Annotated in this window: 22 protein-coding genes; 8 read left to right on the top strand and 14 right to left on the bottom strand. The window is 43.6% G+C overall.

What is annotated here, in order from left to right; translation table 11 throughout:
• Positions 1-46: 46 nt before the first annotated feature.
• The 3 genes from pbpG to H8K32_RS14310 form a co-directional block, all read right to left on the bottom strand.
• On the bottom strand, positions 47-1,078 hold the full coding sequence (pbpG, locus tag H8K32_RS14320; protein ID WP_390312657.1) for a D-alanyl-D-alanine endopeptidase: 1,032 nt from the start codon (positions 1,076-1,078) through the stop codon (positions 47-49).
• 107 nt (positions 1,079-1,185) lie between these two features.
• Positions 1,186-1,881, bottom strand: a complete 696-nt coding sequence (locus H8K32_RS14315) for a nitroreductase (RefSeq protein WP_186913217.1) — start codon at positions 1,879-1,881, stop codon at positions 1,186-1,188.
• Complete coding sequence (locus H8K32_RS14310; protein ID WP_186913216.1) at positions 1,874-2,317, bottom strand: acyl-CoA thioesterase; 444 nt, start codon at positions 2,315-2,317, stop codon at positions 1,874-1,876. Before H8K32_RS14310 ends, H8K32_RS14315 begins: the two co-directional genes overlap by 8 nt.
• A gap of 389 nt (positions 2,318-2,706) precedes the next feature.
• On the opposite strand from H8K32_RS14310, the gene H8K32_RS14305 reads away from it, so the two are divergent.
• Positions 2,707-3,285 (top strand): phasin family protein, encoded by a 579-nt coding sequence (locus H8K32_RS14305; RefSeq protein WP_186913215.1) that lies wholly within the window; start codon positions 2,707-2,709, stop codon positions 3,283-3,285.
• 207 nt (positions 3,286-3,492) lie between these two features.
• Here H8K32_RS14305 and H8K32_RS14300 read toward each other — a convergent pair whose 3' ends face one another.
• A complete protein-coding gene (locus H8K32_RS14300) occupies positions 3,493-3,912 on the bottom strand; it encodes a nucleotide pyrophosphohydrolase (RefSeq protein ID WP_390312622.1) in 420 nt (139 codons plus the stop codon).
• Positions 3,913-4,264: 352 nt separating this feature from the next.
• Here H8K32_RS14300 and H8K32_RS20605 point away from each other — a divergent pair, with 352 nt between their 5' ends.
• The 5 genes from H8K32_RS20605 (at position 4,265) to H8K32_RS14275 (ending at position 7,366) form a co-directional block, all read left to right on the top strand.
• A complete protein-coding gene (locus H8K32_RS20605; RefSeq protein ID WP_186913214.1) occupies positions 4,265-5,263 on the top strand; it encodes a phasin family protein in 999 nt (332 codons plus the stop codon).
• Between the two features lie 54 nt (positions 5,264-5,317).
• Positions 5,318-5,497 (top strand): hypothetical protein, encoded by a 180-nt coding sequence (locus H8K32_RS14290; protein ID WP_186913213.1) that lies wholly within the window; start codon positions 5,318-5,320, stop codon positions 5,495-5,497.
• A 173-nt stretch (positions 5,498-5,670) separates the two neighbouring features.
• Positions 5,671-5,979, top strand: coding sequence for a hypothetical protein (locus H8K32_RS14285; RefSeq protein ID WP_186913212.1), 309 nt, complete (start codon positions 5,671-5,673; stop codon positions 5,977-5,979).
• Between the two features lie 99 nt (positions 5,980-6,078).
• Complete coding sequence (locus tag H8K32_RS14280) at positions 6,079-6,780, top strand: DUF6969 family protein (RefSeq protein WP_186913211.1); 702 nt, start codon at positions 6,079-6,081, stop codon at positions 6,778-6,780.
• A 106-nt stretch (positions 6,781-6,886) separates the two neighbouring features.
• A complete protein-coding gene (locus H8K32_RS14275) occupies positions 6,887-7,366 on the top strand; it encodes a YHS domain-containing (seleno)protein (RefSeq protein ID WP_186913210.1) in 480 nt (159 codons plus the stop codon).
• 163 nt (positions 7,367-7,529) lie between these two features.
• Here the strand turns inward: H8K32_RS14275 and H8K32_RS14270 are convergent, their stop codons facing one another.
• On the bottom strand, positions 7,530-8,375 hold the full coding sequence (locus H8K32_RS14270) for a PA4780 family RIO1-like protein kinase (protein WP_186913209.1): 846 nt from the start codon (positions 8,373-8,375) through the stop codon (positions 7,530-7,532).
• Between the two features lie 29 nt (positions 8,376-8,404).
• On the bottom strand, positions 8,405-8,653 hold the full coding sequence (locus H8K32_RS14265) for a hypothetical protein (RefSeq protein WP_246447366.1): 249 nt from the start codon (positions 8,651-8,653) through the stop codon (positions 8,405-8,407).
• Positions 8,654-9,031: 378 nt separating this feature from the next.
• Here H8K32_RS14265 and H8K32_RS14260 point away from each other — a divergent pair, with 378 nt between their 5' ends.
• Positions 9,032-9,892, top strand: a complete 861-nt coding sequence (locus tag H8K32_RS14260; protein ID WP_186913208.1) for a ParB N-terminal domain-containing protein — start codon at positions 9,032-9,034, stop codon at positions 9,890-9,892.
• A gap of 95 nt (positions 9,893-9,987) precedes the next feature.
• A complete protein-coding gene (locus tag H8K32_RS14255) occupies positions 9,988-10,968 on the top strand; it encodes a fused MFS/spermidine synthase (protein WP_186913207.1) in 981 nt (326 codons plus the stop codon).
• 9 nt (positions 10,969-10,977) lie between these two features.
• On the opposite strand, the gene H8K32_RS14250 is transcribed toward H8K32_RS14255, so the two are convergent.
• The 8 genes from H8K32_RS14250 to H8K32_RS14215 all read right to left on the bottom strand — a co-directional run bounded on the left by H8K32_RS14250 (position 10,978) and on the right by H8K32_RS14215 (position 19,262).
• A complete protein-coding gene (locus tag H8K32_RS14250) occupies positions 10,978-11,631 on the bottom strand; it encodes a substrate-binding periplasmic protein (protein WP_186913206.1) in 654 nt (217 codons plus the stop codon).
• Positions 11,632-11,970: 339 nt separating this feature from the next.
• Positions 11,971-13,335 (bottom strand): TolC family outer membrane protein, encoded by a 1,365-nt coding sequence (locus H8K32_RS14245; protein ID WP_186913205.1) that lies wholly within the window; start codon positions 13,333-13,335, stop codon positions 11,971-11,973.
• A 224-nt stretch (positions 13,336-13,559) separates the two neighbouring features.
• Positions 13,560-15,749: a peptidase domain-containing ABC transporter gene (locus H8K32_RS14240; RefSeq protein ID WP_186913204.1), complete on the bottom strand. Its 2,190-nt coding sequence runs from the start codon at positions 15,747-15,749 to the stop codon at positions 13,560-13,562.
• Positions 15,746-17,008 carry an HlyD family secretion protein gene (locus H8K32_RS14235; protein WP_186913203.1) on the bottom strand — a complete coding sequence of 421 codons (1,263 nt, stop codon included), beginning with the start codon at positions 17,006-17,008 and terminating at the stop codon, positions 15,746-15,748. Before H8K32_RS14235 ends, H8K32_RS14240 begins: the two co-directional genes overlap by 4 nt.
• A 420-nt stretch (positions 17,009-17,428) precedes the next feature.
• Entirely contained in the window at positions 17,429-17,746 is a 318-nt protein-coding gene (locus tag H8K32_RS14230; RefSeq protein WP_246447365.1) for a glycine zipper domain-containing protein, read from the bottom strand.
• A gap of 123 nt (positions 17,747-17,869) precedes the next feature.
• On the bottom strand, positions 17,870-18,079 hold the full coding sequence (locus H8K32_RS14225; RefSeq protein WP_186913201.1) for a hypothetical protein: 210 nt from the start codon (positions 18,077-18,079) through the stop codon (positions 17,870-17,872).
• 91 nt (positions 18,080-18,170) lie between these two features.
• Positions 18,171-18,368: a hypothetical protein gene (locus tag H8K32_RS14220; RefSeq protein WP_186913200.1), complete on the bottom strand. Its 198-nt coding sequence runs from the start codon at positions 18,366-18,368 to the stop codon at positions 18,171-18,173.
• A 330-nt stretch (positions 18,369-18,698) separates the two neighbouring features.
• Complete coding sequence (locus tag H8K32_RS14215) at positions 18,699-19,262, bottom strand: hypothetical protein (protein WP_186913199.1); 564 nt, start codon at positions 19,260-19,262, stop codon at positions 18,699-18,701.
• Positions 19,263-19,646: the final 384 nt, after the last annotated feature.

Below are 19,646 nucleotides of genomic sequence, written 5' to 3'. Positions count from 1 at the left end.
TCAGCGTCCGGTTTTTTTCGTCTGCACATCGCAGAACATCAGAGCATCAAAGTTGAGGCTTCGTTGTTTCCAGCCATTTTTTGATACGACCAGCGTCCGCCAAGCGTGAATATTTCCCTTTGGAATCGAGGAATACCATGACCACCGCACGCCCTTCTATCATCGCTTGCATCACCAGGCAGCGTCCTGCTTCATTGATGAAACCCGTCTTCTGCAAACCGATTTCCCATGAAGGATTTGAAACTAGTTTATTCGATGAACCATATTCCAAAGACGATCCACCGGGATTCACAACATATTTAGAATCGGTCGAATATTGACGAATAATCGGGAATTGGTAAGCAGCATTCACTAATTTCACCAAGTCTTTTGCGCTGGCCCGATTCTGACTAGACAACCCATTTGAATCAACATAGTGGGTATCAGTCATCCCTAACTGACGTGCTTTCGCATTCATTGCTGAGACAAACGCCTCACGCCCACCCGGATAATTACGTCCCAGCGCGGAAGCTGCGCGATTTTCTGAGCTCATGAGAGCGATATGCAACATATCGGCACGAGAGAGTTTTGCTCCAATTTTTAAACGTGAACCAGTACCTTTTTCTTTATCAATATCATCGGTCGTGACTTCAATTTCTTCATTCATGTCCTGATTCGCTTCAACCACAACCAAGCTGGTCATGAGCTTGGTAATCGAGGCGATAGGTAAAGAAACATCAGGATTTTTTTCAAACAGCACCTTAGAACTGGCCTGATCAACGACATAAGCGACGTTAGATTGAAGTGATAAAGGATCCTTGGAGTGATTCAAACCTTCAGCATCACCAAAGCTCGGTTTATCTAAGGCCACCGGTGCAAGGGTGGCTTTTTGAGTCACCAGACGTCGTTTACCATGCACCAAGACATAACGCTTTACTGGCTGCGTACCTGCGGCATATGTTATTTTTTTATGTACCACATGTTTTTTGGGCGCTGCGTGTTTTGAACGTGATGTATTGTCAGCATTGACCGCCAATACCGACATGGGCAGCAATACTGCAAAAGAAAAAACAAAAGCTTGACGGGCAAATTTCACTATCAACAACTCCTCGAATAAAATGTGCCAAAAATTTAAATGGAGTGTAGCAAATATCCGAAAAATCGCAAGATAATTAAAGGCTTAGCGCAATTTATTGAAGAAAGAGATTACTTCACAAAGGTCACAAAGTGTTGCACGTCATCGCGTTCGGTCACCAAAGTATTTTCAATTTTGCTCTTATCCGCGTAACCCAAGGCCATTCCACACACCAACATTTCATTCGCTGGCAAGTGCAATTTTTCACTAATTATCTTGTGATATTGGGTAAATGCTGCTTGCGGGCAGGTATCAAGCCCACGCGCTTTAGCAGCGATCATAATATTTTGCAGAAACATACCGTAATCCAGCCAGGAACCCCGCTCCATAATGCGATCTATCGTGAAGATCAAACCAACTGGTGCATCAAAGAAAGCGTAATTGCGGCCATGTTGCGCGTGCATGCCTTGCTTATTTTCACGTCCTAAGCCCAATAAAGCGTACAGATCCCACCCCACTTTACGGCGACGCTCAAGATAAGGGCTTACCCAGGTTACCGGATAGTAGTTATATTCTTCAGTATGCGGTTGATCCGCCGATGGATGATTATGCGCCTCCAAAATCGCTGCGGATAACTGTTTGAGCTTATCCCCCATTAGCGCATACACCTTCCACGGTTGAGTATTACTGCCCGAGGGTGCACGCTGAGCGACTTCAAGTATGTTAAGTACATCTTCCTCTGATAATGCGTCAGGTAAAAATGCGCGAATAGAACGACGGCTAAGGATAACTTCATCAACGCACTGCTGAATGGTGGAACTAATCATGTTTATCACTTTGTATCGACATTAATAGATGACGCATGGCGTCAGGAATTGGTGCGGGACGACGCTGTTCACGGTCAACATATACATGAACAAAATGCCCCTGAGCGGAAGCCTGCGATTCATTCTCTTTAAAGATACCCAGTTCGTAGCGAACACTGGAGTTACCTAACTTGCTGACAGCCAGACCGGCAACGATGGTATCGGGAAACGCAACAGAGGCGAAATAATTACATTGAGTTTCAATCACCAGACCAATTACCTGACTTTGCTCTATGTCCAATACCCGATGGGCTATCAAGAATTGATTGACGACCGTATCAAACCAGCTGTAATACACGACGTTATTGACGTGCCCATAAGCGTCATTGTCCATCCATCTAGTTGCAATCGGAAGAAAGTGCCTGAAATGCTCGCGGGATTTCGCCTGTATTTTCATGAGAGCCAATAAAGTGTAACCAAACAACAACATTCAGTCACCGCATTTTTAACGAAGAAAAACGCAGTCAGGATATTTATATTTTGCAAGATCAATCTTAACAGTTCAAAAGTTTAACATAGGGAACTCAGTTCACAATCCTGTCATAAAACAAGTGCAAACTACAATCAAGATGTTGTACTTATTTTATCAATGTAAATAATTATTACGATTAAAATTGTGCAGCAACTTCGCCTTGCAACGCACAAATCAAAGTTGATTAAGTCTTATAAATCAATGTAATATGAGTCGTTGCAACGCACAAATGCAATGTAGCAATACCATTTGACTCATTACAAGCACTCGCATAAGCGACATTTTTGCTTACTTTCCACTTCCGGGAGATCACTATGTTTTCTGTACCAGAACAATTCTCAGCAGCAACTAAAGCCAATATCGATGCACAACTTGCGCTGTTTTCGACATTGAGCGGAAAAGCATTTGAAAGTGTAGAAAAGCTCGTAGAACTCAATTTGAATGCGGTAAAAAGCACATTGGAAGAGTCAGCAGAAACAACCAAGCAACTGTTGGCCGCAAAAGATCCACAGGAATTTTTCACTCTGACATCATCACATACACAACCAACAGCTGAAAAGCTGCTGGCATACAGCCGTCACCTGGCAAGCATTGCATCTAATGCACAGTCCGAATTTACCAGCGCTGCAGAAACGCAAATCGCTGAAAACAATCGTAAAGTGCAAGCTTTGTTTGAAGAAGTGTCTAAAAATGCACCAGCAGGCTCTGAGCAGCTCGTATCCTTTTTTAAAACTGCAATGAACAATGCAAGTGCTGGCTACGAACAACTGAGCCAGACAACAAAACAAGCTGTTGAAACAATGGAAGCAAATCTGAACAGCACAGTCACACAAATTTCTCAAGCGACACAACAAGCATCGAAAGCCGCACCGCGTACATCTGCGAAAAAGTAATTTTTGAATTATTGACGCAGTACGAAACTGAAAGAAAACGCCTGATGCATTCATTTACATCAGGCGTTTTTTAATCCATGTTTGAAGTTATCAACACATTCGTTTATTCGAACTTACGCAAAACTATTCCAGCAAGGCATGGTGACGACGACAGTACAAGGATACGACTAGGTGCTATAACGCCGCTGGGGCGGTTTTACGTAAGTCCTACTTATTTTGTTGGATGTCGTCTTGGTAATCCAAATATTTCCGGGCATCTCCTTTTACCTTGTCGACAGGATATTTCAGCGCATTCAAAGTAATTTTCTCGTGGGTTGCCGAAACCAGGTCAATCTCAAGTTTATCGGCCAACATCACCAGATAACTGAGCACGTCGGCCATTTCATGTTTTACTGCCATATACTGATCTGCGCCGAGCTCTGTTTTGATCCCATGGTTTAACCACTGAAACGGCTCTAATAATTCAGCAGCTTCAACCACCAGCGCACTAGCCAGATTCTTGGGCGTATGAAATTGCTCCCATTGGCGCTCGGCCGCAAACACACGTAAGCGCTCACGAATACTATCTAAACCACCGTGCCCATGATGTTCGTTCGCGCCTTCTTTCATTTCTTCATCCACCACCATTCACCTCGTCAACCGTCAAAAATATACTTGTTGAGGGCTAAGCCCAAACCACCTCTTCAGCTTTATGCCTGATCCATATCGACATGACTATCTACCTTGCCAGACCCAATAATAGCCGTAAGAGAAATGAAGAATAGCATTTGCCCATTTGTCCATTTGCCTTTTTAAGTTTCTACCCAAAATCATTCTTACAGAGTTTTTATGCTGCACCGCAAAACATTTACGTGACGATAGGCAAGAAGCAGAGTTAGAATAGTAAAATGCATTATCGTGATGTTTATTTATGCATTCTTCGGATATTTTGCTGACATTCTACCGACATTAGTGCCCCCCCAACTTTAAGGAGAGATTTATGCCTTTGATTCACCATCAGATTTCTGCTGCAACGCAAGATCAAATAGAGAAGCAACTCGCAACAATCCAAGCGTTCTCCAGCACAGCATTCAGCGGGTTAGAAAAAGTGATCGCACTTAATTTTGCAACGGCAAGACAGGCATTTGAGAGAGTTTCAAGCAAAACTGAACAAGCTTTTTCGGCAAATGCGTCTCATGAATTACTAGCACATGCACATGCGATTCCAGAAATTGAACACCTGTTGGCTTATGGTCGAGAACTAGCAACGATTTCCAGCACATTGCGCGAAGAACTATTGCATCTGGTCGGAAACACCCAGACTTTTTCAGCACCGCCTGTTACCATCGTCGTGGAAACTAAAACCGTGACACTCCCGAGAGTTGAAAAGGCCGAAATTATCGACATTACTCCTGCTCCAAAAAAAGAAATCACTGAAGTTAAAGAAATAACAAAAAAAGCGACGATCAAAGCTACAGCAAAATCACCCGCAAATACGCAATTAAACTTACTCACAGAACCAGAAGTAAAAAAGCTTGCTAAGCCAGTGGTCAAAGCTGCAGCTAAACCGGCAACCAAAAAAGTCAGTAAGCCAGCGAATAAAACAAACGCCAAGGCTACCGCAGAAACCAAGCCAGCGCTCGCAACTAGCGTAAAGCCAAGCCCTAAGAACGTTAACAAAACAACTGAGAAACCAGTGGTAGCTACAAAAAGTACCGCGGTTGCCAGTGAGCCAAAACAAGAAAGCGAAAAAGTCAAAGTGACTTCAACCACACCAAAATCCAACGCCAGCGCGTCGCAAACCAAATCCGTGCCCGATACGGCGGCGGAAGTTTCTAACAAGCCCGTTGTCGAAAAAAAATCTGCCGTGAAATTTCCAGCGGCGCTGACACAAAACTTACAAGCAGATAAACCTGGATTCCCCCAGGCTGGCGGCAGACCAGCATTTAAGGCCAAAACAAGTCCTGCAACTGGCGCAAAGAAGCGCGTACGTCAATAAACCTGACGCTGCATGATAGTTTATTAAATCCTCACGAGTAAAAGTATATAAGGCATGCTGATCACCACCGGCATGCCTTTTTTGTTTAATGCTGAAGCTATTGGTGCGACTGCTTTTTCTGTCGTTTTAACGAATTTTCAGCATTCATCATGCAAATTTTTTAAAAAACTTAGTATAAAAACCTTTAAAAAAAACAACAAAGCACCAGCAATTAATTTAAATAAGTACAATTAAACAGCGTATTTATTCAAAAAAATTACAAATTACTAAATTTTATTTATTTTTAATAAATTTCAAATAAGCTTGTAAGTTATTCATATGCAGCCCGACCAAGTCACTGTAGCATCAAAAATCGCATCACCTATTTAGCCTAGCTACAGGCTCGTTTAATCAAACCGGAGGAACATATGAAATCTACATCCCTGACAAGTGCTCTGAAAAAAGTTGTTGGCGCTTCTGTAGTTGCCGCATCCGCCATTGCCGCTGCACCTGTTGCAGCAGTAGCAGCCTGTGCACCAAAATCAGCTTGTGCTGGCAAAAAAGCCTGCTGTGCAGCTAAAACTGGCTGCTGCGCCGCTAAAAAAGGTTGCTGTGCTGCGAAAAAGGGCTGCTGTGGCGCGAAGAAGCATCCTAAACACCACGCAAAAAAAGGCTGCTGTGCTGCTAAAGCGGGCTGCTGTGCTGCGAAAAAAGGTTGCTGCGCTGCCAAGAAGTAATTTTTCTAAGAATGCACGCAACAACGAATATTTGTCGTTGATTGCGTGCATTTTTCGTTCCACCATTCCCCTTCACACCATTCACGCTTTGGCAAAATAATGAAACTCCCCCGGGTACTTAACAACACACCTGACTGGACACAATTTTCAAACGCTGAACTCGAGATTTCCTTGAAAGCAGCAACTAAGCTCGTTAGCAGCCTGCAGGCACTTAGCGAAAAAAATCAACAAATCGTTCAAACACTGATTGCCGATGATGTTTTTGTCGAATGGAATCATTACCCCGAAAACGACGTGCGCGATGAGAAAAATGCTTCGCAATATTTTTACCATGCACATCCCGGATTGCAGCGCCCCTTTGTCGAACACGGCCATTTTCATCTGTTTGTGCATGCAGAAAAAATGGGATTACGAAAACCTGACCCTCGCTATTCTTCTGCGCCAGCCCATTTAATTGCGGTGTCTATGGACGCTCAAGGTATACCAAGTGGATTTTTTGTGGTAAATCGCTGGGTAACTAAAGGTGCCTGGTTGACGAAGGCACAATGTGAGCAGGGATTACAGCATTTTAAAATTCAGGCTAGCAAGGGCAAAAAAGAGATCAATACCTTTTTGCAGGCATTAGTACAGTTATACCGTCACCATATTTCGGCGTTGCTCGAACAACGTGATGTCATCATGAAAAAATTATCTGAGAAACGCGATCGCCGCACTGTGTTTGCTGATCCGCAAATAGAAGTATTATGTTACGTCCCAATTCAAATCATGGATGATATTGCAGCGCTGGAAGCCGCAATGTAGGTTCTTAAAAATAGAGAATTTTCTATGTAAGGTTTTTGTATCAGCGTCGACTACTTGTTATGTCAGTTTTTTAAATTTGCTTTGATACGATTAAAGGAGCCTCACCATGCTAACTACTCGCCGTTCACTCTTGATCAAATTATTTGCGGCTGCCGTTTTTTCAATCGCTGGCAGCACAGCATTCGCTGATCCGATTGCGCCTATCTTCTCTACGCAAGCTGGGGCGATCCGTGGTTACGACCCGGTCGCCTACTTTAAACTCAACAAGCCGGTCAAAGGCAAAGCCAATTTATCGTATGAATGGCAAGGTGCAACCTGGCATTTTAGTAACCAGGCTAATCTGGACGCATTCAAAGCCGACCCGGAAAAATACGCACCACAATACGGCGGCTACTGCGCTTATGGTGTGGCGCAAGGCTACACACCTGAGACGGATCCAAATGCCTACAAAGTGGTCGACGGCAAACTTTATCTGAATCTGAGTAAAGTCGTACTGAAGCGCTGGCAGGAAGATATCCCAGGCTACATCAAAGATGCTAATCAAAACTGGCCAGAATTAAAAGCTGGTACTTATGTAGAGAAGTAGAGAAATAAATCGACCAACCTCATGTGTACAACATGAGGTTTTTTTGTGGGACATTGGCTTTGACGAGACATTTTATTGTAAGGCGCGGGCGCAACCCGCCAAGTCTGCTACCGTAAAATTGCAGCGCTGTTTGCACCCGCCCGAACTGAATTGTATTTAACTTTTACATCTCTGCCATACGGCGCAAACGTTCCTGTTCTTCGAAAATCGCTGATTCAATTTCTTTCATAACCTCACCAACATTGACCGGTCGAGTATCTGCGGCAACATGCCCCGTTAATTTACTTTCTGGTGTCAATTCTCCGGCGACATATAGTTTCCAGATTTCCTTACCGTATTGGGTATCGTTGAGTTCGGGTGCAAACTGACCAAAATACGACGCCAGATTGGTGACATCGCGGTCTAACATTTTTGCCGCTTCGGTATTGCTTGCCGCGTCAATCGCTTGCGGCAAATCGATAATGACTGGACCATCAGCATCGACCAGAATATTAAATTCAGACAGATCGCCATGAATCACGCCAGCACATAACATCAAAACTACCTGCTGCAATAATTGTGCATGGTATTGCAATGCCAATGTGTGTGAGAGTTCAACATCATTCAGGCGTGGTGCGGCATTGCCATCAGCATCCGTCACCAAATCCATCAGCAACACGCCCTCAAAGCAAATATACGGCTTAGGCACTTTGACGCCAGCCGCAGCCAGTTTATACAGGGCATCGACTTCGGCATTTTGCCAGACTTCTTCCTGCATCTTGCGACCGTAGCGTGTGCCTTTTTCCATGGCGCGCGCTTGCCGGCTATTTTTGACTTTGCGACCTTCCTGATAAGATGCCGCTTGCTTAAAGCTGCGCTGACTTGCTTCCTTATACACTTTGGCGCAGCGAATTTCATTCTCGCATCGCACCACGTAGACCGTCGCTTCTTTACCACTCATCAATTGACGCAGAACCTCATCAACCAGTCCTTCTTCGACCAGTGGTTGGATTCTTTTTGGTGTTTTCATCTAATCTCTTTACTCTTTAGCGGAGTGAATTATTTACGCGGCTTGGAAGGACGCTGCGGTGGTGTATGTGGACGGGACTTGTTGCGCTGATCATAAATCGTCTGTGCGTCTTGTTCTGCACGTTCCTGGGTGCGCATTTCAGGCACATCGTCATGCAAAGTGAAAAAGTCGTTGGCTTGCGCACGCATTACATGTTTGATCGCATCCTCGTCAGTCAGATCAAATTTCTCAGTCATCAGTGTGGTGACTTCGTCCAGATATTGCTCATAGGTCATCATAATGGAAATTCCTTAAAAACAGGTGTTAATACACCTGATAATGGGTAAAAATTTTGGCAATAGCCTCAAGATATCAGAAGATGCCAGGAAATCAGCTTGGAGAATGGATGCCAACTCTGACTAACGCAATAAGAAAGCGCGCAAAAAACACTGGATTGGCATTTTTATCGTTCAATTAGCGCAAATAATGTCATCTTTCAGTATAGCTGTTGGTATGAAAAAGGCAGGCTACGCTTTGTTAAGCACAGTATTGTACACGCGACAGGCAATCCGACCGTAATCTAAGCTAGAGCAGCCCTACTTCTACGCTGACATGATTTCTGGACAGATTTCTCAGCTACAATTTCGCCTTCCATGAAATATTGCAAGGGTAGAACGATGAACATCACTATTCACGAGGCATTACGCGCTTATATTGATCCACTGACCGAGCATGAGTATGCAGCCCTGGAACGTAGCATATTGACCGAAGGCTGCCGCGATGCGTTGGTTTGCTGGGGTGACGTGCTGATTGATGGACATAACCGCTACGCTATCTGCCAAAAGCATCAAATACCGTTTAAGGTTGTGCAAAACGACAATTTCAGTAATATTGAAGATGTTCAACTGTGGATGATAGACAATCACCTTGCGCGTCGCAGCGTATCTGACTTTCAGCGTGGCATGCTGGCTTTGAGAAAAAAAGAAATCATCACTGCCCGCACTAAGCACCATGACACCAATGCTCCGTCTGTGGAAGGTGAAGCGGATATCGCCGTTCCCGTAATTAAGCCGACCCAAAGCCGACAGGAAATAGCTCGGGAAGCAGGCATTAGCAGCAATGCAGTCGTGCAAATTGAAAAAATCCAAAGGACAGCGTCACCTGCATTGGTGCAAGCGGTGCGAGATGGTACGATTTCTATCAGTGCAGCAGCGGCTGTCGCTTCATTGCCTGATGAGGAACAGCAAGCCGCAGTGGCAGGTGGTCGTAAAGAATTACAGCAAGCGGCCAGACAAGTACGCGAAAAAATTCGTGAGCAAAAAGCACCAACCAAAATCGCAAAGCAAGTCGCAGAATCTGAAGAATCCTCAGATGTCAATAATGGCAATGCAGTGACATCACATCACTATGGCGGCGATGCGGAAGTGCCGGTTCTTCAACAAAAGATTATTGCTTTACAATCCGAAAATGCCGCCCTGCTTAAAAAAATTGCGGAGTTGCAGGCGGCATTAGAAAAAGTACACACTGGTAGCTATTAGCCTATCAACAGCACGCCTAAAACTGAACACCTTGAAGTGATGATATTCGAAAAGGTTTTTTGCATTCAACGTAGACATTGAAAATATAAACTACCATGGCTAAAGCTCGTCAAAGTTTATCGCGTTTGTTTTTGAATAAGCCGAGTACCGAGGAGTTGCAGCATCAAGCAACATTGAAAGGGCTGGCGGAGGCTGCAGCAGGCAAACCGTTTATTCTGAACGATGAGCCACTGCGCATGATGTATCTGACACCTACTTGTATGCAAAGCGTTATGCGTATTGATCAACCGGATCAGTTGTTATGTGCGTATTCCAGAGCAATGATGGGTTTTTTACTATTCAATCCAAACCCCAAACACATTATTCTGATTGGACTCGGCGGTGGCTCGCTGGTCAAATATTGTTATCAAAATTTACCAGATTGCCGTATTACCGCAGTAGAAATTAATGCTGATGTTATCGCTATGCGTCGGCAATTTATGATTCCTGACGATGACGCGCGACTCAGAATTATTCATGCTGACGCAGTTGAATGGCTGCCGCAACAAGAATGTAATGCCGATGTGATTTTTCTGGATGCGTATGACATCCACGGTCTGGTTCCGTCACTCAATTCAGCTCAATTCTATGCCAACTGTTACCGACAACTGAACCACAGTGGTGTGCTGGTCGCTAACGTGTGGGGGAAGCCCAGCGTTTTAACACCCATGCTCACAATGTTGCACCAACAGTTTTCAAATAACGTCTGGTGGATAAAATCTGCCGACAGTTATAACTTATTAGTGTATGCGGTCAAGCATATGTCCAGAGATTTTGAGCAGTTGCATGCAATTGAAAAAGATTCTGCACTACATCTCAACCATCCAACTTTAGATCTGCAATGGCTGACAAATAATTTACAATCTATTCAAGATCAACGATTCAAGCCTACATCAGAAAATTCGAAAAACCTGCTACAAGAAGAACTGATCAAACGACTACGCACCGTATTAGTACATGACGGGAATGTACCGCAAAGTTATACCGAATTTAAATCCTTGATATTAAATTTGGATGCAGCTTCAAGATTTGTTTAACCTTAATGCTTACGGAATAGCAATTTTTTTCGCTTCCTGTTCTGGCAAATAATTACTCAGAATTTTACGCACGGTTCCGTCCTTGTGCATCCTCAATATCAATGCCCCCCACTTCTCGGCTTCAATTTCGGAAAATGAAAGCCGGGATAGCGCCAGGCCTCCGTATTTACCAGTGCGCGGTGGACTGACATCATACACAAGCAAGCTATCGTCCAATTGCAACTCTTTAGCGATCGGGCGATAAGACATAGGATAGACTAAGGCTAGATTAAACCTTTTTGCAACTAACATTTTCAATAGTGTCTCCGTATCCGCGGCTTCGACCAGTCTTTTTTTTTCGCGTAGTTGCTCTAAGTAGTGATTAAAATAAGAGCCATGATCAAATTGTCGCTGGATGCCTAAAGTGATATCCGGGTCAAGCATCAACTGATCCATTGTTTCGATTTTCTTTTGCATTGATCGTGTCGAAATAAGATACGGCGTTGAGTAACGTAAATTGTAAAAATACGCGTGTTTCACACGCTCCGGCGTTTGGACTCCAGTTCCTACCATATCCACTTTACCGTTTTGAATTTCGACCCAAATACGGGCAATGGGTAGAACAATAATCTCAAATTCACATGATGTTCTGGTTTTCAATGCATTGGCAATATCGACATCCATCCCTTTACCGTTATGATAGTAAAATCCCGAGTCAAATACTGCATAACGAATTGGATGCTTCGGACAAATCGGCAAATCCGAAGATAAAGAAATTCTGGAAAACAGAATGAAAGAAAATATAAAAAGGATCTTCAGTATTTGCATATTTCTTCATCCCGTTTCAAACTAGGCAATCAGCAAGTTTGCGTTTCGTTCAATGTGAAAGTTGGCATCGTTAAATGTGAGCTACGTTCATTAAACACGGACCAAATCAATTAATTTCTGAAAAAAATATTGCCCTTCGCTTCTGCCTATTCATAATAGGTAGGGATAGATCCATCTGTCAAGGCTAGAACTTAATCATTCATCACCATACGCTAACAACGATGCGACATCGATCAAATCAGTTTCTCTTAGAGACGCCGCGATCGCTTTTAATCTCAGTCCATTCATGATCGCGTCATAACGTGCTTTCTCCAACTCTCTTCTTGTCTGATGTAGTTGGTGTTGTGCATTCAAGACGTCAATGTTAATGCGCACACCGACTTCGTAACCCCGAACATTTGAAGCCAATGAAGCGGCTCCGGATACAACTGCGACTTCTAACGCCTTTACCTTCTCCATGCCACTGTTAAAACCGAATAACGTAGTGCGAGCATTTTGCGCAGCTCCACGGCGAGCAGACTCCAGATCAAATCTCGCCTTTTCCTTCAAGGCAATTGCTTCGTTTACCTGACTGCTCACCATGAAGCCAGAAAACAAAGGAATACTTACTTGAATCCCGATACTATTGGTTCTATTTGAATCGGCGCTGGGAAACGATCCAGGTAAGTCACCACTGGCTCGTGTGCGCTGCATTGTCGCAAGTAAATCTACCGTCGGATAATGTCCTGCGCGACTAACCGAAATGGCTCTTTTGGCGATTTCCAATCGTACCTGTGCTGCAATTACTTCATAATTTTTGGTGTCAACCAAACTTAACCAATAGGCTTCTTCCGCTGATTCAAGTGGTGCAAGAGTCACTCCCTTCTTTAACATAGGCAGTTCACCAATATCTTTAGAACTCATCTGTTGCAACACCGCGCGTTTCAAATTCAAATCTGCAATGGCAGCATATTCTTGGGCTACCACAAGATCATATCTAGCTTGCGCCTCATGACTATCGGTAATCGTTGCGGTTCCTATGTCAAAGTTACGCTTTGCAGCTATGCGCTGTTGCGCAATGGATAACTTTTCTGCCTGTAGGGTGGTCGACACGTTTTGAGCATCTAACACATCAAAATAGGCCTGTGCCACACGAACAATCAGATCTAATTTTGCCTGCGCAAACTGCGCGTCACTAGCAACGACTGCCAACTTACCTTGCTCGTATTGCTGCCAATTCGCCCAACGAAACAGTGGCTGGGTTACTTGCAAGGTGTATGACAATTGCAATCCGTAAGTTTTATTTGAAGCAGACGTCGCTAGTGCAGCACCAGTTGAGGAAAAGTCGCCAATACTTTCTTGCGAAGTGCGTGTAATTTGACCACTCAATACGACGTTGGGCATCAAACTGGAACGCCCCTGGACTGCTTTCTCTTCACCGGCTAACTGGCTGGCACGAGCGCTTGCATAGATAGAATCACTTATCAATGCCTCTCTATAAATTTGTAATAACCCCATTGCCTTCGCAGATGAAGAATGAAAAATACTTAACGCCATTATGGCGAAAAAAAGCTGACGCATTTACTTACCTAGAAATTTAAATAAATCATCCGATTTAATTCTTTGTAACTTACAGTTCATAAAAACGGATTTATCAAAAAAAAACATCGAACATACGGCAGACAATATCCACAAAAAAGATTCGTCCTTCCTCAGAAAGTCATCATCACAAGTCATATTGATCGAGAATGTTTGGACTTCGATGAGAAGCGGCAGACATTGTGACGAACTTGTGAACGACGGTGCTATAAGGGAAATAGTCTTGGATAATCAAAACCAGTTTGACTCTCACTATCTGTCACAAGCTGTTCGTATGTTGGAACGTCATTTACGGATGGCGAATCCGGATTTAAATCAATAACACGATCCGCCATCGCCAAAGTTTGAGGGCGATGTGCTACCGCGATACGGGTGATTGATAGGCGTTTGATATTTTCATTAATCTGAAATTCGAGTGACACGTCCAGATTGCTCGTTGCCTCATCCATGAACAAAATCTGTGGGCGCCGGTACAAAGCGCGTGCCAGCAACAAGCGTTGCTTTTGACCTCCTGACAAGGCACTTCCCATATCCCCCACCAATGTGCTGTAACCCATAGGCATCGCCAAAATCTCTTCATGCAGACAGGCTAATTTCGCACACTCTTCTATCCACTGTTGATCTGCTTGCGCGTCGAAAAAGGCGATATTTTCCGCCAGACTACCCGCCAGTAAATGGTCACTTTGCATTACCGCTGCGATTCTCTTTCTATATTCAGAACCCAGTTGATTTATATTGACACCACCAAACTTGAGCTCACCTTGCTCAGGACTCAATAAGCCTAACATCAGCTTCAAAAGCGTTGTTTTACCCAAGCCAGATCTTCCTGCAATAGCAACGTACTCGCCTGCATGTACTTTGAGGGAAACGGCATCAATGACGCGCGGTAAAAATGAACCATAGCGAAAACACACGTTGTGCAACTCTAAATCTGATTGCAATTCGCCAATGCCTAAGAATGGGATCTGTGGCAACTCTTCCGGTTCTGTTTGTACGATATCGGAAAGACGCTCGGCATAAAGCCGTATCATTCCCAAATTAGCAAGCTTATCAATCAAAGCATCCAACCCACTGATAAACTGGTCTTTCCATGAAAGATAGGCCAATAATGCACCGACGCTAAAAACGCCACCCAACACTGCCTGCGCCCCTAGCCATAAAACTAAGCCATGCTCAAATGCGACCAGCAATCCTTGTGCAATGTGAAATAGCAGATCCAACTTACGCAAACGCAGACCTTCGTTGGTTGTCCGAATCAAACGACGCAGCCATTCATCTCTGCGAATATCGCCACCAGAAAAAAGTTTAACCGTTTGCATCCCTCGCACCGTCTCAAGAAAGTGTGATTCAAGTTCTGCGCGAGAGACAATTTGTGCCTCTTGAGCGTAGCGAACAGGACGAAAGCGCAACCAACGTAAAAAACCATAACTCAAGACAAAACCTAAAGCCACAAACGCTAAGGTCGGGCTATACATGAGCATCAAAACAAACGCGATGAGGGCAACGACACCGTCGAGAATCCCTTCGATTAATTGCATCGTCAACATCTCTTGAATCGAATGCAAAGATTCAAAGCGTGACACAATATCGCCAACATGGCGCTTTTCAAAGTACGCGAGCGGCAACTTCAGCAAATGTTCAAACACCCGTGTTTGCCACAACACATTGAGTCTTGTTGATATATGCGTAATCACCCAACCACGAACAAAATTAGTCATGGTTTTTGCAAGTCCAAGGCCTATCGTTCCAATGATCAATAAGGTTAATAAATCACGATCAAAACTGACCAACACTTCATCTGTCACCATTTGCATAACTAAGGGTGTGGCAAGAACAAATATTTCCATCACCAGTGACAACAATAAAATGTGTACCATCGCAGCGTTGAGGCCATCTACCTTGCCCATGATGGAACGCAAATTGATCGCGTTACGCGTGTCTTCTTTCTGAAATTTCTCAGTCGGTTCTAACTCCAAAGCGATACCAGTAAAGTGCTGACTAAACTCTGTAAAACTGAGTTTTTTAATACCGCTTGCAGGATCATGAATAATGATGTGCCGACGACCAACTTTTTTTAGAACGACAAAATGGTTCATGTCCCAATGAAGAATTGCCGGACACTTCAATTGAGTTAATTCCGAAAGTTCAAGTCTCAATGCTCTTCCACTCATGTCCATGTTCTTAGCTACGTTGATCATATCGAACATCGTCATTCCCAGAAGAGAAATGCCAATTTGACGCCGCAGTTGTGCTATGTCCAGCATTTTTCCGTAGTAACTGGCTACCATCGTGACACAAACAAGTCCACATTCGGCTGCTTCAGTTTGCCGAAGCACCGGCAATCGACGACGCCAGCTCGTTTGCAGCATCGTCAAAAAACTGTCTATCGTACTCATGACTTCATTCTTTCAGAATTCAATTTTTGATTCTTTTTCAAACCGAGAAGTGGTTCAAATAACCACTCCCAAATAGGACGCGTATCTAATGTCACATCCGCTTCTACCTTCATGCCGCTTTGCAAATCCCAGCTTTGATTCGCATGATTTATTTTCTGAGAGGACAATTTGACCAGTAAGCGGTAATAGTCTTCACGTTCAGGTAAGCTGACTGACAATTCACGAGCTGGAATCACTGTCTTAGTCAGCTCCAACACACGTCCAGTCTGAACACCAAATTTTTGATACGGAAAAGCTTCATACCTTAACGATACCTGCATCCCCGTTTTTACAAATCCAATATCTCGACTTGGAACGAATAGCTCCACCTGGTAGCTATCGCCTTCTGGCAATAATTGAAGTAGAACCGTTTGCTCAGTGACAGTCGCGCCTTGCTTTATCTGTAATGCAGTCACGATGCCATCTCGTGGTGCAATCACTCGCATCTCACGTTGGCTTTCTTGGTGTGCACGTTCTGCCGCCAGCGCAGCAATATCTCGATTCAAGCTATTTCGCTCAGATTGCGACGACAAAGGCAGCTGTTCCAATAACGATGTTGCAGTTGCTTGTTGTTGGGCCATTTCCGCAACTGAACTGCGCAACGCTGCTAACTGGCTATCAGCCATCGCCAGCTCCGCACGTTTTTCATCTACACTTGCCGCTGACACGTAGCCTTCTTCCAGTAACTTTTGTTGTCTCTGCAAAGCCAAATTTGCTAACTTACTTCTTTGCTCCAACAAGCTTTTCTGCTTAGCCAAATCACTTGCCTGCGCACTAAGTTGTCTGACTTTTTCTTTTGCCTCGCGTTTTTTGGCACGATACATAGAGTGCACAACTTCCTTGCTTTCTTCTAAATTGGCTGATCGTTCATCAATGCTAGTCAGTACCTCTTTTTGCAAACTGCCATGAACGAGTGCTTTACTTGAATTAATCTGTAATAAAACATCGCCGGCTTTGACATGCTGACCTTCGGTAACCCGCAAATCATTGACCACCCCAGCCTGCAATGCGATGACTTTGGTCAACCCCTGACTAGGAACAACTTGTCCCAACACTCTGGCTTTTTTTGTGTAATCGCATAGCCAGATAAGGAGCAACACTGTCAACGCCATGATTGCCAATAATATGGACGTTAAGCGCCAGGGACTCATGCCGAGTTGTATCGTTTCATGACCGTAACGATGTGCTTGTCTGGCGATTATTTCTGTACGAGACTGCATTGCTTGCTCTTATATTTCGTGATGTTGATGAATTCAATTCTTTACTTCGGCCAACTCTCAGCGATGCAGCAACAGTAGCCTGCATTTGCATAAAGGAGAGTTAGTCAAATCGTGATCGACAAGCGATCACATGTGATGAAACCGGATAGGCGTAACAGGTTTAGTTGGTAACGGTTCGTTCCTTACTGGCGTTTCAGGAAATATAGGACGAAGCACAGGCATTATCCGAAAACGACGATCAATCACGCCGGTAAATTTTGTTTGTATAACGTTAAAATTCATTCTATTCACTTCAACTCCTATTTCACTTTAATGATTCAATACAATATTGGTCGTTTCTTGTGATGCCCAAACCATGTCTGATACGTCAGCGTCAGACATGGCGTCACGACCAATATATTCGGAACACGATCCCTTAGACTAGCGGCGGCGACTCATGGGGCCAGGGTTATAATTACCAAAGTAAAAACCTAGCGTACCGCCAACAACCGCACCACCGAATGCACCAACAAACGGATGACCAGTTGCACCGCCAAGAGTTGAACCTAAATAGGCGCCACTACCTGCTCCGGTCAGGGCGTTATTGAAGCGAAAATTTGTTTGAGCATTGACTGCTGGCCAGGAAAAGCCGCCGCCTACATGCTGAAGATCACTGACATTGAGAACTAATTGCATAATGAAATATTCGTGTAAAATTAGAGCCGCTATACGTACCAAATACGTATGGCTTGTTGACATGGTTACTTCATGTGATGCCAACTCAGGTTGACATCACATGCCTTCTAGCAAGGAGCAAAGTAAGCTTTAAGGGAGTACCGTTTCTCTGCTTTATCAGGAGAAGGGAAACGTACTCGCCTTATATTAACGACGGCGGCTGCTTGGAGTATAGGTGTAACGACCGTACACATAACCAGCAAAAGCGACAAAGCCTAGCGCTGCATAAGTAAATGGGTGAGTAGCAGCGCCTTGTGCAGCGTCAAGACCTGCGCTCAACGCATTGTTGAAGCGATTGAATCCATTTGCAGCACCATTGATTTGTTTCAGCTCAGATGTAGTAGAGATAACTTGCATTTTTTTCCTTTCAAAGCTATCACATTGATATTTATGTGATGCCAGATGAATATTAAGATACGTTTAAGTTTTTAACGACGATTGCATTTCATTAGCGGCGCTTGGCAGATTCGCCACGGAAATATGTAGAAATGCTGCTATATAAAAATACTCCAGCAGCACCAAGAATGAGCCCAGCTGCTCCCCAATTTCTTCCGCTTATTACGGCACTATTATGTGCCGGACCAGAAAAAAAACCAGCACCACCAGCGACTTGTTGCAATTCATTACTATTGTTTAAAACTTGCATTTTATTTCCTTAAAAAATCACACTTTTTCATATTGAAATGTGACGTTAGTAAAATGTTTGAACCTGATAAAACATCTGGTTCAAACCGCTTTTTAAGTTTCATGTGCATCTTGTGCACAAGCTACTTAAACTTGCTCAACCGTGCCTATACATGGCGAGTGATAACTAAGCACGGTTAAAAATTTTTGACGCAACTCTCCATTCAGCACAGTCATCATCAACTGTGTCAGTCATTCATAAAAAATTTCTCTGGAAAATGAGTCGAACGCGAAAGCTGTTACCGACTTATGCCTAACCTATTGCAGACGGTTCGCTTTAGTCGCTATCGTGCTAACTGATAATAGCTCCGCAGATAGGTAGTTTTGCATTTTTCGATTTGATGCATATCGTGTGGGTATACGATTTTTTCAAATCATCCGTTGCTTTCAAAGTGACAGCACGTAGCTGGTCGATCTGTGCAGATGAAGTATTACATGTGCTATTTCTCTGAATTGAGATAATCCGATCGGCGTCAAATACTGTGTGTTGTTCGACCTGAAAGTGCGAAAGGAATACAGTTGCCAGATAACGAAAAAAACGATCTATCGTATGGCTAGAAAACACACCGTTTGCGTTGGACAAAAAATTCGTCGAGCCGAGATCTGAATCGACTGATGGTAGATGTGCTTTCGCAATCGGCGTTGCGGGTTGATTCACGGATAGTGCAATCGATTGTGCGAAGGATCGAAATGTGTCACGACCCCAACCAAGGCATGCTTGCTCCACCTTTGAGAACAATGGGGTACCATGAGATGTCGTACGGTCCAATAAATACTTACTCTGCGTCGACAATAAAACCAGAAATATAATTGTCCCAAGCACTTTTGATGCTGAGAGCAAACGTTTGCTTAACATTTTTTTAATACCTAAAAAATGCAATACATACTGGCTGATTTTTTGAATTGGCTGGTATTGCGATTGACTCGATGCACAAATTATAGGCATCAAAATTTAGAATGTAAATTCAAATAGCGAGTAGTAACAATAAGTAACATATCATGTCAATGAATAATAAATCTGCATTTTGAGAGAAAACTAATTGATGTTAGTACTTGTTTTTCTATTGATAATTATTTCCAATAATTGCCAATAGTTGCCAATAATTGCGATTAATAAAATATTTCTTGGTATTTTTTGAATTATCGAAAGCCATCAAACTAACAATCAATGCAGCCCATGAAAGCGATTTGATGATTCAGTTCAAGTGGATAAATAAAGTGGGACAAAGCATCGCCCCCT

The organism is Cognatundibacterium jejuense (assembly GCF_014284255.1).
GTDB lineage: Bacteria > Pseudomonadota > Gammaproteobacteria > Burkholderiales > Burkholderiaceae_D > Undibacterium > Undibacterium jejuense.
The sequence above is the reverse complement of the archived record's forward strand: the minus strand, read 5'-3'. Positions and strand labels throughout refer to the sequence as shown.